This is a genomic window from Candidatus Poseidonia alphae (assembly GCF_943787815.1).
Taxonomy (GTDB): Archaea; Thermoplasmatota; Poseidoniia; order Poseidoniales; family Poseidoniaceae; genus Poseidonia; species Poseidonia alphae.
Map to the genome: position 1 here is coordinate 736,999 of NZ_CALSNW010000001.1, position 13,049 is coordinate 750,047.

Annotated in this window: 11 protein-coding genes; 3 read left to right on the forward strand and 8 right to left on the reverse strand. The window is 51.8% G+C overall.

Translation table 11 applies throughout. The annotated features are described in order from the left end of the window. Positions 1-30: 30 nt before the first annotated feature. Genes AAA857_RS03180 through AAA857_RS03210 form a run of 7 tightly spaced genes read right to left on the reverse strand, consistent with a single transcriptional unit; the run spans position 31 to position 8,461 of the window. Positions 31-1,074 carry a GntG family PLP-dependent aldolase gene (locus tag AAA857_RS03180; RefSeq protein ID WP_338173041.1) on the reverse strand — a complete coding sequence of 348 codons (1,044 nt, stop codon included), beginning with the start codon at positions 1,072-1,074 and terminating at the stop codon, positions 31-33. A 41-nt stretch (positions 1,075-1,115) separates the two neighbouring features. Next, complete coding sequence (gene pth2, locus AAA857_RS03185; protein WP_338173043.1) at positions 1,116-1,532, reverse strand: peptidyl-tRNA hydrolase Pth2; 417 nt, start codon at positions 1,530-1,532, stop codon at positions 1,116-1,118. A gap of 9 nt (positions 1,533-1,541) precedes the next feature. Next, a complete protein-coding gene (pth2, locus tag AAA857_RS03190) occupies positions 1,542-1,910 on the reverse strand; it encodes a peptidyl-tRNA hydrolase Pth2 (protein ID WP_338173045.1) in 369 nt (122 codons plus the stop codon). Then, a complete protein-coding gene (locus tag AAA857_RS03195; protein ID WP_338173047.1) occupies positions 1,894-2,553 on the reverse strand; it encodes a DUF6580 family putative transport protein in 660 nt (219 codons plus the stop codon). Before AAA857_RS03195 ends, pth2 (AAA857_RS03190) begins: the two co-directional genes overlap by 17 nt. A 31-nt stretch (positions 2,554-2,584) precedes the next feature. Continuing rightward, positions 2,585-4,258: a hypothetical protein gene (locus AAA857_RS03200; protein ID WP_338173049.1), complete on the reverse strand. Its 1,674-nt coding sequence runs from the start codon at positions 4,256-4,258 to the stop codon at positions 2,585-2,587. Between the two features lie 4 nt (positions 4,259-4,262). Continuing rightward, positions 4,263-6,281: a Glu-tRNA(Gln) amidotransferase subunit GatE gene (gene gatE, locus AAA857_RS03205; protein WP_338173051.1), complete on the reverse strand. Its 2,019-nt coding sequence runs from the start codon at positions 6,279-6,281 to the stop codon at positions 4,263-4,265. 47 nt (positions 6,282-6,328) lie between these two features. Then, complete coding sequence (locus AAA857_RS03210) at positions 6,329-8,461, reverse strand: minichromosome maintenance protein MCM (protein ID WP_338173053.1); 2,133 nt, start codon at positions 8,459-8,461, stop codon at positions 6,329-6,331. A 189-nt stretch (positions 8,462-8,650) separates the two neighbouring features. Here AAA857_RS03210 and AAA857_RS03215 point away from each other — a divergent pair, with 189 nt between their 5' ends. Genes AAA857_RS03215 through AAA857_RS03225 form a run of 3 tightly spaced genes read left to right on the forward strand, consistent with a single transcriptional unit; the run spans position 8,651 to position 12,232 of the window. Next, a complete protein-coding gene (locus tag AAA857_RS03215; protein WP_338173055.1) occupies positions 8,651-9,676 on the forward strand; it encodes an alpha/beta hydrolase-fold protein in 1,026 nt (341 codons plus the stop codon). Positions 9,677-9,727: 51 nt separating this feature from the next. Continuing rightward, on the forward strand, positions 9,728-10,840 hold the full coding sequence (gene purM, locus AAA857_RS03220) for a phosphoribosylformylglycinamidine cyclo-ligase (protein ID WP_338173058.1): 1,113 nt from the start codon (positions 9,728-9,730) through the stop codon (positions 10,838-10,840). Positions 10,841-10,888: 48 nt separating this feature from the next. After that, entirely contained in the window at positions 10,889-12,232 is a 1,344-nt protein-coding gene (locus AAA857_RS03225) for a hypothetical protein (RefSeq protein ID WP_338173060.1), read from the forward strand. A 16-nt stretch (positions 12,233-12,248) separates the two neighbouring features. Here AAA857_RS03225 and AAA857_RS03230 read toward each other — a convergent pair whose 3' ends face one another. Continuing rightward, positions 12,249-13,007 (reverse strand): PAC2 family protein, encoded by a 759-nt coding sequence (locus AAA857_RS03230; protein ID WP_338173061.1) that lies wholly within the window; start codon positions 13,005-13,007, stop codon positions 12,249-12,251. Positions 13,008-13,049 lie beyond the last annotated feature (42 nt).

A 13,049-nucleotide genomic window follows, 5' to 3' on the forward strand; every position in this document is an offset into this window, starting at 1 on the left:
AAAATGCCGACCTGTTATGAAGTCCGCACCTCAAAAGATGCGCTTACAAAGATCGATAAAACGCTCAATGTCTTCATCCGTGATGTGCAAATGTACGACAATACGGATGTGCGTTGGAGACACATCAAACACATCAACGCCGTTGTTTTGCAGTTCAAGGGCGACCTCATTCGCTGGCCTGAGGCATTGGACATAGACCATGTTGGTTTGTACCGTTTCCATGTCAACGGAAAAGGAATCCATTGAATCAAGTGCTTGAGCAATGGTTGTTGCACGGTGATGGTCTTCTTCCAGCCGGAGTACGTGATGGTCAAGGGCGTGCATGCCAGCGGCTGCGAGCATGCCTGCTTGTCGCCAGCCGCCACCAAACAATTTGCGCCATCGATGAGCTCGAGTGATGAAGGCTGATGTGCCCACCAAGACCGACCCCACAGGAGCACCGAGGCCTTTGGAAAGACAAATTGATACTGAGTCGTAATGTTTGCACATGGTTGCAACATCAACACCTGTGGCGATTGCCGCATTGAAAATACGTGCACCGTCAATATGGGTTTTACAATCGTTCGCTTTGGCAACTGCAGCGATTTGGTCAAAGATCTCTTGGTCGTAACATGAGCCGCCACCAAGGTTGGTCGTGTTCTCTATGCAAACCAAACTGCCGTTTGGATAGTGACCGCCGGAACCTTCAGATTTTCGTATAGCCTTCTGAACTTGCTCTGGAGTCATCAGGCTCTTCTCTCCATCAACCAGGGCAATAGATGCCCCACAAAGTGCTGCATAACCGCCACCTTCATACCGGTAAATGTGTGCGGTTTTATCGCAAACGATTTCATCGCCTGGGACGGTATGCGTCCTTAGCGCAATTGCGTTTGACATGGTCCCTGATGGAACGAAAAGAGCGGCTTCCTTGTCAAACATCTTCGCCACCCGATCTTGAAGGGCAATAACCGTTGGGTCGTCACCTAAGACATCGTCACCAACAGGGGCTGCCATCATGGCTTCCCGCATGGCTTGTGTTGGTTGAGTCACCGTGTCCGAGCGAAAATCGATGCGGTCTGAGGGATACTCGCGCATGATTCATCCTCCACGCTCTCCTTCATCAATGCCTTGTAACGTCACAAGAGCTTGAGGTGACCGGTGATTTTGTCGAGGTGTTCTTCATCGTAAGGGCCCAGAGCAAGAACGGTCTGTGAGCCACTGGGAATTTGGGTGTGGCCGGCGTCCCGCACAATGTGACCCGGTATCTGTTCCTTATCTGCCGCCCGCATGAGTTCTGCAAAGACGCCTTCATCCTCTGCTTTCAAACAGATTTTCTTTTGACCGCCAGACAGCCAAGCTTCCAGGTGATCAGGGTGTGTCGTTCCAGCGCGAAGAAAGGATTCCACCGAAGCATGCCCTACTTGGGCAGCGATTTTCCCTTTCCCCATTTTCAAGGATTGGTTAACAACACAAACCAATTTCATGTTCCCATGAACGGTCTGTCCATTCACCCTTGGAGCAGTCATGCGGTGGATGAACGAACGAAAGCCCACATTCTCACCTCAAAGCGTTGATAACTCGCCGGTGATCAAGTCCAATGATCTTCGTGGCGCTGGCCCAATTCCAAGGACTGTTACGGTTCCAGCAGGAACTTCAGTATGCCCTGCGTCTTGGACCAAGTAATAGGATAAATTCGCTTGCTGTGCTTCATTCGCTAGGCGGTGTAAGGAAGGCAAGTCATCAGCAACCAAGCAAATTTTTCGCGCCCCTGCCCTTCGCCAGCGCTCCATGAGGCGGGCATGTTGACGGCGTGCTTGAAAGGCACACTGAACTGCTGCATGGGCACATTGAACTGCTGTTTTACCAGCGGAGAGCGAAAGGTCACCCCGAACGATTAACGCCATGGAGGGAGCATCATCCTTCGACGACATAGTCCTCAGCCACCGATTGTTCCAATTCTTCTAGCGAGGCAACGGTTTCCAATGCCCGGAAAACGAAATGTCCGAACCAAACTGCAAAGGTAAGGTTACCCAAAGCGTGTAAGACATCAAATGGAAGTCCGTGTGCTAGATAAACAGCAAAATCCGAGAGCGTCGTTCCTGCCGTGACGATGGAAAGTGATGCGATGAAATCAAACACAAAGGCTGAACAAATCGCTGCAACATAGAGTTGTCCTGAACGGAATTTATCAGCGGTTCCGAGGTTCAATTGAGAACCAATAACCGCCACAGCACCCCACCCAATGGCTTGGAACAGCGTCCACCAACCATCTCCGATCAAGAGGTTTGATAGCAACGTGACGAGAACTGCAAAGGCAACGCCGCGGCGTGCCCCTAATTGTGCGCCCACCAGCAGAGCGGCTACTGTTACGGGTTGCACATTCGGAAGCGGTTGTAGAAGGACCCGTAGGGCTGTCACGGCGGCAACAAAGGTGGCGAGAAGGTAGACATCGTGTCGAGACGTCCGTGGTGCAGTCACAAGAAGTGAAAAAGCAAGAGCCACCAAAAGCACATCAATAACCGTGTCCGCAAACGGGGTCAATTCGGGCCCGTGAACACCAAAGGCTTGGAACATATTCAACCCGAAAGGGCGTTCCTCCTTGAGCCTACCGACGAACAAGGCGCCAATGCAAGACGATGGAGTCGGAAACGGGCTGACGGTCAGAAGATTGTCCTGCTCGCTCCCCGTTGAGGAAATATTCCCATCCCGAGCCCTCCTCCCCGTTGATGGATACGACGTATGAACCAAGTTCTGTGGATTCAACGTCCACCTCCCATGAGATTTCGTTTGCTGCTGCTAGCGTGAGGTCAAGAGCCGTTTCATAACCAACCAACCCGCCCGCAATCTGCTGTTCACCATCAATTTCAACGATCACCACTTGTGTGCCCTTCCAAGATTCGGGCCACGAATCATTCCAGGTATCTGAATAACCGTTTGAATTGTCTTCAGTCAGCGATTCTGACCATTGCGAAGAAAGGTCTGGGGTGATGGCGATTGTCGAAACGAGGAAGACGAGCAGGACGAGCCTCCACGCCCAATCAATACGGTTGATGGAGGCGGCGTAGGCGCCGATTGAAAGAAGAGAAATGAACAGAACGGCACCTCCAACAGGGACCCAATCGTATGGCTGGGCGTTGGCTGTGATGGTAAGTTCTTGAACATACATCATGAGGACGCCGGCATCATTTCCCATCACCATTCTGTTTTCACCAAACGATGGAGCGGCTGTCCCGTAACCGTCATGAGGCGTTGAAAAATTAAACGTGGAGGTGATGTTCCCGCTCTCATTGATGGTTGTAACGGCCCAATTGCCGTCGGGTTGATTCACGGGGTACCAGAGTGCTTGGTTGCTGTCCCATGCCATTTCCCCGTTGGTTGTCGTCGGGTGCTTTGAAACCAAAGAGCAGTTGCGTTGACAATCAAAAGTTGAGAGAGATAAACTGTCTCCAGTTACCACATATCGCCCGTTAGAAACGGGCATTGCCGGTGAAGCTCCGCCTTGATGAACGGTGACGGTTGTGGCTTGTGTCGTATTCAGCAAATGGACCGTACTCGTTGCTCCTCTCTGGACATGAACAAAAATTCCGGATGGTGTTTGGATTGGAGTATGTCGGATGGAGCCGCCTAAATCAGCAACCAACGATGCGTTACCTTCCCGCGAAACTTTCCATATGCTCCCGGATTCATCTCCCTGCCAGAACGCGTCGCTGGTGACCAATATTCCGTTACGCCAGCCGAGTCCCAATTCCACTTCGAAATCCAGTTCGCCGTTTGAGATGCAAAGGCGCATCATACCGGTTCGAGTCGGGACGACCAAGTGGTCACCATCCAGAGTTATTGCTCCGGTGATGCCCCAGCCCTGGGTTGTAGATGTACGGTTCCAAATCGAAGTTCCATTGTCTGCTCGTAGAACTTCTACCGTGCCATCTGCCCACCCTACAACAACAAGTTCCGGCCAAGCACCACATGCCCCTGACCCGCTAGGAAGAAGGAGAAGTGGACTCATATCGTGTTGAACAGTTGTTGCACTGGTTCGATTCCACAGCTCTTCGCCATCGGTTGAAAACGCGAAAACTTGCGGCCGCTCTTCTCCGGTCCAAAATCCAGAAGTTCGAACGTAGACGGTGTCATCGTCTATTATCGGATGTGTGGTTATGTAACCGTCGGCAAGGTTGACTTCCCATTCCAATTCCCATGATTCTGGTGTCGTTGCCTGAACTGGAAGAAGGAGGCTTAGCGTTGCGAGGAGAAGGCAGGCCAAGACCGTTCGTTTGACCATACGATCACTCCGTGACCGATTGAATCGCTGCGCGCAGCAGGGCACTGACTTCTTTTCCATCGGCGCCGCCTGCGGCTTGCATGACAATGCCCATGAGCGGGCCCATAGCACCCATGCCGCGTTCTCTGACAAAGTCAAGACGTTCAGCGATGATTTTGTCAATCACGTCCGCAAGCCCACTGACATCAGCAGGGGCGAGTTGGTTGGTTTGACAGTACGAACCTAGGGCTTCCATTGATGGGTTTTGCCCCCCATGGATTTCAATAACGCTCTCAACATGCTCCCGTGAAAGGAGGCCATCTTCCCTCAACTTGAGAACATTGACCAGAAGAGCGGGGTGTTCTTCGTCATGAACCAATAGCAAAGAGGCCCATCCCTTTGCCGGTATGCCCTCCATATGATTCCAAAAGACATCATCCAGTTCTCGTGCTAACAGTTGAGATGCCTGATCGTTTGAAATATCGAACCCAGAGAGTCGCTCGGCTCGTTCCTTGTCCGACATAGGGAGGTTCTCGAGAATGTTGTCCCAATGTGAGGGCGTTACGGCTTGGGGAGGAACATCGGTTTCGGGGTACATTCGGGACCGTCCTGGAAGAGGTCGCATGGGAGCGGTTGTTCCGTCTTCAGGAGACCCTTTCTTGACGACCACATTTCGGACTTCTTGAGGAATACGATGCCAGGCAAGTCGAGCGCGATTTAACGCTGCTTCCAATGCCAGTTCTGCCTGCCAGAGCGGAGCGCAACACAACACGAATCCATCTTCTTCATTCAAGTCTAATGATGTACGAACACTGTTAATTTCTTCTTCTGTAATGCCGTAAGCTGGAAGTTCATCAGCGTGGAAAATCCCCTTGACCCCTGCGAGTTTTGCTGCTCCAGCGAGTTCGCGTCCCAATCGTGGAAGTTGAGCGCCGTTAGGATCGGCTGCTTTGACACCTAATTTCCCTTTGAGGCCTGGAAGAGGAAGGGCAACCATGCGTGAACCGCTGTTCAAACCTTCTTGAATCATCTTTGAATCGCATGCCGAGAAGGCGTCGGAAACATCGTATGAGATCCATGGGAGCGCTTCCTCAACCCGCTTGGCCACCTGTTGCTCAACGCCTGCATCGTCTTCTTCCCTGTGCGAAGGAAGACTCGGAAGGTCCATGTTCGCTCTGAGGTCATTTGCAAGGCGATAGAAGTGGAGTTGACGGGCCATTTCCAATCGAATAATTCGCGGAATCCAATCCAAATCCTGACAACCCTTGATTTCAACTCGATCACCTGCGCCGATGGAGACGTTCAGGTCCTGACGAATGCTTCCAAGTCCACGACGAACTCTTCGTGTTTGACGAAGGACTCGCCCAAGAGCGATTGCCGTCGATTTTGCATGCTCTGGCGTTTGAACTTCGGGAGAGGTTGCAATCTCGATGAGAGGTAGCCCCAAACGGTCAAGATTGTAGAGGACTTGCTGGCCACCTGGAACATCGATCGTATCCAATTTCCGAGCACTGTCTTCTTCTAAACAAAGGACGTCGACCCCTACGGGCCCCTCCGCAGTTTGCAAAACACCGCCTGTAGCAATCAGTGAGGTACGTTGAAACCCACTGGTATTGGAACCATCAACAACGGTTTTTCGCATGGTTTGAATCAGTGAAACGGGGTTGGCTTCGATCAAAGCAGCAACGGTGAGTGAAATATCAACTGCATCAGCGTCAAGGTCCACCGGTGGTTGTTCGTCAAGTTCGATCAAGCCTGAATTGGGTGATTGCGCATAGATGAACGAGCGGTTTCGTTTTGCCTCAAAGCGTGCAGCAATGTCAATGGCCCCACCTTCGCCCCGAGATGCCCGTAATTTTCGGGCAAAGCGTGGCCAATCGTCAGGGACGGTTTCAACGGTCACGTCGTACAGTTCGCCCGTTTGGCGTGAGTGAAGTTTTCCCGTTGCTAATTGTTGATGCACTTCCAATCCGCACATGAAGCCGATTTGGACAGGGTCCAACAGGTCGGAGCGGTCAACATCGCCTTCGGGTTCACCGGCCATGAACCTGCGACGGGCTCACCCTTCATGAGCACCACCCTCAATCGGAATCAAACCACTTGCAGGGTCTCGTAGCCGGACGGGCGCATCATTCGGCCTTCACGGCACAGTTTGTCGATGATGTCCTCAGCCTTCCCGCGGTTGATGTCGTTACGTTCAGCCTCAGTCAATACATCAAGCAAATTAGCAGAACTTCCTGATTCATTCTGAAGGGTTGAGACAATGTCCAGAATGGTTTTCTCCTGATTTCGGACCGTCCCCTTCTTGCCAGATTGCATGGTCGTTTCATCGAAATGTTCGCCCATCAAATCGTGGCGCCAAGTCTTGGTGAGGCGAATGGCTCGCTCTGCATCCTCCAGATTCGCATCTTGTGAAAGCCGGATTCGGGCACTCGCTTCTGATAGGCGTGAAAGTGCTTCAAGAGAACGGGCTGTTATGGCGACGCTGTCGGTGGATTCTCCTCCGGTTTTTCTGGTTTCAACATAATAGGCAACAATGGCTTCTTGTGCGTCTTCTGTGAGTTTGGGGTGGATGTTTCTCTTGGAGTAGGCCACGTACTTGCGTAGAATTTCTCTCGACAAGATGTCGTAATCTTCATTTTTCTTCTTGCTGACTTTTTGTGTCAAGGCGGTTGGTCGCGATGGGTCGGGTAGCGAACCTTCGTTGACCAACAATTCGCTGCTACCTTGCATCCGGTTCGCGATGATGTGCCTAGCAATCTTCTGGTCATTGTCCCCGTCTGGTGTATCGGTGATGAGCCAAATGATGTCAAAACGAGAAACCAGGGGCGGTGCAAGGTCGATCTGAGCAGTGAACGGGAGGTCGCTCACCGGTTCGAATCGGCCTGCCTTCGGGTTTGCAGCGGCAAGAACCGCACATCGTGTTCTGAGGCTTGCATTGATCCCTGCTTTAGAAATTGAAATCCGTTGCTGTTCCATGGCTTCGTGCATGCTGGAACGATCGGCGCTGTTCATTTTGTCAAATTCGTCTATCGCTGCGAGGCCAAGGTCGGCCAGGACCAGCGCTCCGGCTTCAAGCGTCCAGCGGCCATCTGCAGTGGCGTCTTGAACCGCAGCAGCTGTCAAACCTGCTGCTGAGGCTGATTGCCCAGAAGTGAACCTTCCACGAGGAGAAATCGACGCCATGTAGTTGAGAAGTTGTGACTTTGCAACACCGGGGTCGCCCATGAGCAGGATGTGAATATCGCCCCGGTTTCGTGTTCCGTCGGAATTCAACTGTGCAACACCACCAAACAACTGCAGCATCAGGGATCTCTTGATATGGGTCATGCCAAAAATCGACGGTGCAATGCTTCGTGTAAGTAAATCGTAAACGTCAGCCTTCCGAGCAATGCTTCGTATTTCCAATTCTTCTTCCTCAGAAATGATGATTTCTTCCAACGGAATGTTTTGCCGCTCAAGAGAGTGGATGCGGAGGAATATATCGAAGACTGGAGTGTCTTTTCCTCCTTTTCGTTGAGAACGGATGAACAGGACTCCGTTCGCCTTGACTCGGTCGCCAGGGTTGAGTTTGCCTGCTAAATCTTGCTCACCAATGCAGATGATGCGTTCGGGCTGGATACCGCCTTTCATTTGCTCAGGCAATTCTTGTAATTCAATAAATTGGGAGTTGATGAGGTGGGATGCTTGTTGTTGTAACTGAAATCGTGTTTGTCGTTTTGGACGACCGCAGCCACCGTCTATTTGGGAACATTCGAGCGGTTCGATCAATTCTTGCTCGTTTGGTTGATTGATTTCAATCGTATGCCCGCAGGCAATGCATTCGAACACAGCAGAATACAACCGAGGACGAACTCCTGAGATTTTGGTCGTTACAGCATCAAGGGCAACCATTTGGCCAATATCATCCGCCCGCAATTGAGATACGGTACGAATTTGGTCGCTCGGGAGGTGTTCAATTCGCACAAACGGTAGAATTGTTCCGTGTCCTGCATCCAATAAAAATTGATGAAGGGCTCGATTTGCAGCTGAAAAGTGAAGGTCTGGATTAGCAAGTAAATCTTGAGCAAACTCGTGATCATATCCTTCTATGACACGATAGGATATCGTCATTGATTGCTCATCTGGCCACATGTGTGCAAGATTATGTACGGCCTCAGAGAAGTTGTCCTGAATCAATGAAGTCCAACGAGCGGGCAAATCGAATTCTTGTATTGAGACCATCTCTTTCCCGCCCGTAGATATCCTACTCGGTTGCCTAGGGTACATAATGAATTCCCAAAAGGAACACCACCCCTTGGTTTCCACTGGAGAACATGCGTTTTGCTGGCCCCTTTTTGCAACCTTGTGATGTGTCCATTGGAACCAAGCCAGAACCGCAGGACAGATGAATCACCGCTCCTTACCCGTGCCATGCCTGAGCACCAATTCACTCCCGTTCGTGGCCGTATTGACCGCTGGTCGTTTGATTCCGAACTCATTGCGAATCGTTTGGGCGACCCTACTGAACGGGAAATTATGGTACACCTTACCCCCGAAGGAATTCAACAACTTGAGGCGGGGGGGGCGCTACCTGTTGTCGTTTACCTTGCACCGTTCACATCAAGTGGCCCGCAACGTGCAGGTTGGAAGGCGTTCGGAGAGACCCTGCCTCAACGGCATGAACGGTTGGTAGCTGATGGGTCCATGGACCCCGTGATTTTGGTCATGCCCGACACATTCACGTCCTTGGGAGGCAACCAATTCGTCGACTCCCCTGTTCTTGGAAACTGGTCTTCGTGGTTGGCCGATGGGCTGCGGCCCGAGATTGTAAGCAGATACTCCACTAACGAACAATTCGGACTTGTTGGAAAATCGTCTGGAGGATACGGATCGATGGTCAACGGCATGCTTCGGCCCGATGCTTGGTCTGCTGTTGCTTCGCATTCTGGCGACGTGGGATTTGAGTTGATGTACGGGGGCTCTTGGGGAGAAACCGTCACCCACATTGCGCCTGACGGGTCGGCTGAAGCCTATCTTGCTCGTCTGGCAAATGCACCGTCAATGCGTTCCTCTGATTTTCATACGATGATGATGTGTGCACTTGCCGCATCCTACGACCCGCGCCCCATCGGTGGGTTGCTTAACTTGGGCGTGAAGTTGCCTGTTGATCTCAGCACCTGTATCGTTGATGCTGAGGCTTGGGGACGATGGATGGCTTTTGACCCGCTTTCAATGGTTGAACACCATCACGAAGCCTTGGCTGAAATGAAATTGTGCTTTGTCGATTGTGGGGGGCAAGACCAGTATCATATCCATTATGGAACTCGCCGATTTGTCGCAAGGCTTGACGCTCTTTCAGTCCCCCATCGGTACGAAGAATTTGTTGGGACTCACAGCGGAATTGACCATCGTCTTGACGTTTCGTTTCCTCTTCTTTCAAAAGCACTGCGAAAATGAAGCAAGAAAATCAAGCGGTTTCTTCTTGAGGCGCCGACTTGTGGTCGCGCTATGGACGAGCCCATGGACTACGCAAGTGCTGGGGTTGATATTGACCTTGAAGGCTCTGCAGTCGCATCCCTCATCGGAGCCCTAAGCAAGAGCGTTCGCAAACCCGGGACCCCTGGCGCGCCTGTCGACCTCCCCGGCGGATTTGGTGGACTCATTGAGTTTGGAGATAATTTGTTGGCAATGGCTACCGATGGAGTCGGGAGTAAATTGCAAATCGCAACCATGCTCGAACAATGGTCTGGAGTAGGCATTGACTGCATGGCAATGAACGTGAATGACCTGTTGTGCGTGGGAGCCGAACCGATCGCCTTCGTTGACTATGTTGCTGTTCCAAAACCAGACCCGGCCATTCATGCGGCTTTGGGTGCATCGCTTGCAGAAGCGTGCCGGCAAGCAAGAGTGACCTTAGCGGGTGGAGAAACTGCATCACTGCCGGGTATTGTCACTGAATTGGACATGTCTGGAACCGCTCTTGGATGGCTGCCGAAAGGACAAGCCATCACTGGAGAACATCTGAAAGAGGGTGACGTGTTGATCGGCCTACCTGCGTCAGGGATTCACTCAAACGGTTACTCATTGGTTCGTCGAATCGTTGAGCATGCTGGAATTGACTATCGCTCCCCTGCCCCTTTTGACAGCAACCACCCCAACAGGACATTCATCCGTTGGACTGAGGGTGAACCAACCATGGGCGAAGTTGTTCTGAACCCCACAAGAATTTACTGCGACCCTGTCGTTGATTTACTCTCAGAAGCACGAAACGGGTCATCCTTTTCAATTTCTGATATCCATGGTATCTGCCATGTAACTGGCGGTGGACTCTCGAATCTTCTTCGCCTTCACGACACACTTGGATGGTCCATTGATGCTCCTCTTCCCGTACTGCCAGAATTCAAGTGGTTGCAAGAAGCCGGAGGGGTAGAAACCCGAGAGATGTACCGTACATTCAATATGGGAATGGGAATGGTCATTGCAGTTGACAAAGCCCACGCTCAAAGCATCACTGAATGGATTTCTCACCGCCTTCCTGGAACAGCAATTGTCGGTTCGGTAACCAATGACGGCCATGTTGTTACTCACGCCATCGAAGGCGTTGAATTCTCGCATTATTGATTTGGCTCGCGTCGGTGCGGTCTTGAGGGAGAGGTTCTTCCCCGATTTATGACCGGAGAACCTGAAGGGGCGAAATCTCCCGGTCACCTTTGGCTTGAGGGGAGGACGCTGGTCCATCTGCGTGAAGACCAAGAGCGCCCAACACACATGCCGAGAGGACCTGCAAAGCGCACGGGGCCTGGTTTTCTCAACCCTGCAATGGCTCCGGCCCGAACACGCTCGGTGATGCTGCTTGCAGATGCGTTGGAACACGATTGGTTGGTCAAGCCCGGTCACGATCTTCGCGCTCTTGATGCCCTCTGTGCAACAGGAGTGCGTGTTCGACGGTGGCGAAATGAACTTCCTGATGAAATCCAACCCCGCCTTCGTATTGCAGCAAACGATCTTGACGCCTTCGCTCTTGATTGGTTAAAGCGCTCCCATGGTGCGTTCCCTCCAAAAATTACCGTAGGTCACGCTCTTGAAGACGACCGATATGAGCGGATACCTGAAGGAACCATGGAAAACGGAATTTTTGTCATGCAAAACGACGCCCGTATTGCCTTGATGGAAGCAGCCTACCAGTGGGTTGACCTCGACCCCTTCGGCTCTCCTGTGAATTTCCTGGATTCGGCCATCCAAGGACTTGCAAGAATCGGCTTCCTCGAGGTGACGGCCACCGATACCGCTGCGCTAACGGGCTCAAGCGCTTCGTCACAACAGCGCCGTTACGGTGCAAAGGGAATCGTTGATACCTATGCGCATGACGATGGAGTGCGCGTTCTCCTCGGCCTCGTAGCAACTACTGCTGCTCGTCATGACCGGTTCATTGAACCCGTTTTAGCACTCTTTGATGGCCACCATGTTCGTGTAAGCGTCAAGGTGCGACGAAGTAAGGAACGGGCATCCGATGTCATGGACATGATGGGTTGGCGCATTCGTGAACCTCATGGCGGTTATCGGTTTGTTCAGCATCCAACTCCCGAAGAGGTCGAGCGGGGAAGCGGCCCAATGTGGGTCGGCCCTCTTTGGAGCAAAGACATCGCTGGTAGAATGACCGAAGAGCGTGCCCTTGCCCTATGCTCGCCGTCGTTGGACGAAGTTGAACGAGCAAGAACTTCAGGTTTGGAGTGGGACGACGCAGACCAAGAATACTCCCAGCGGGAATTGCGACGAAGTGTTCGTTACATTGCCGACGCTGCAGATCTGATGAGTCGGGACCACTTGTTGTTGCATATTGACGACCTTCCTAATATGGCGGGTGTGACGCATGCTCCAAAGTTGGAAGTCCTGTTTTCTTCCCTCAGAGAGCACGGACATTGTGCGGCTCGAGTTCCAGATATCGACCCGTTCTTTGTCACTGATGCTCCACTTGAGGCGGTTCTTGAGCGGGTGCGCTCGCTGGTTGGATAACGCCGACGGGAACCTTTCATCCGAATGATGGGTCAATGTCCGTGATGTTGGTTGCTTCGGGTGCTGGGAGCATCTGTGAGGCATTCTCTATGATGTTGCGTACGTTGTCTTCAATGTCCCGGGCGTTTTCCAACAAGTCGGTCAATGGAATATCTAATCCCGTCAATTCGCCAATAGCCTCAACCGCAATAGCTGCGGCCCGAGCATCAGGATACATTGGGTTTGCTTCAGAAAGAAGCGCGGTGATGTCAATGCCCAAACGGTCACCTTCACCCAATAAGAATCCGGTAATTCCAGCAACGATGCCTTGCTGAATGGGTTCGATGTCCAAACCCTTCAACCGGTTTCTCGAGGCTTGGATTGAACCAACACCAAACAAAGCTCCTTCGGTTAATTCTTTTTCCGGTCGGACGAGCCCATCAATGATAATGAGGCGGTCGAAACCACCTTTTGTGAACCACTCAAGAACGGTGGATGCAAAGGTGATATCGGTTTCATTTCCGAACTGTATTTCGGAAGTGAACACGCCTACTCCCTCACCCTGATAAACACGTACAGGATGTTTTGGAATCTCGTTGTGTATGAGGGCAACGGCAGGAAAATCAGCATGCATGACGGTTCCTAATTGTTTCAATTTCAACTCTTTGATGATGTGAGATGTGGCAATGACCCCGACCATCCCTGCAGTGGTGAATCCACAGATTGCAACGCCTCCGGTTCTTGGGTCAGCATCTTGGTGCAAAACCAACGCGTACGATTGAAGATTCGCATCCATAGCATTCCCTCCGGTTTGCATCCACTCGTCAGCCCATCAAAA

Excerpts from the sequence above, each read along its gene's own strand:
- gatE (WP_338173051.1), bottom strand. The coding sequence starts at position 6,281 with ATGGCCGGTGAACCCGAAGGCGATGTTGACCGCTCCGACCTGTTGGAC.
- AAA857_RS03195 (WP_338173047.1), bottom strand. The coding sequence starts at position 2,553 with ATGTTCCAAGCCTTTGGTGTTCACGGGCCCGAATTGACCCCGTTTGCG.
- AAA857_RS03215 (WP_338173055.1), top strand. The coding sequence starts at position 8,651 with ATGCCTGAGCACCAATTCACTCCCGTTCGTGGCCGTATTGACCGCTGG.
- AAA857_RS03200 (WP_338173049.1), bottom strand. The coding sequence starts at position 4,258 with ATGGTCAAACGAACGGTCTTGGCCTGCCTTCTCCTCGCAACGCTAAGC.
- AAA857_RS03225 (WP_338173060.1), top strand. The coding sequence starts at position 10,889 with ATGACCGGAGAACCTGAAGGGGCGAAATCTCCCGGTCACCTTTGGCTT.
- pth2 (WP_338173045.1), bottom strand. The coding sequence starts at position 1,910 with ATGTCGTCGAAGGATGATGCTCCCTCCATGGCGTTAATCGTTCGGGGT.
- AAA857_RS03210 (WP_338173053.1), bottom strand. The coding sequence starts at position 8,461 with ATGGTCTCAATACAAGAATTCGATTTGCCCGCTCGTTGGACTTCATTG.
- purM (WP_338173058.1), top strand. The coding sequence starts at position 9,728 with ATGGACGAGCCCATGGACTACGCAAGTGCTGGGGTTGATATTGACCTT.
- AAA857_RS03230 (WP_338173061.1), bottom strand. The coding sequence starts at position 13,007 with ATGGATGCGAATCTTCAATCGTACGCGTTGGTTTTGCACCAAGATGCT.
- AAA857_RS03180 (WP_338173041.1), bottom strand. The coding sequence starts at position 1,074 with ATGCGCGAGTATCCCTCAGACCGCATCGATTTTCGCTCGGACACGGTG.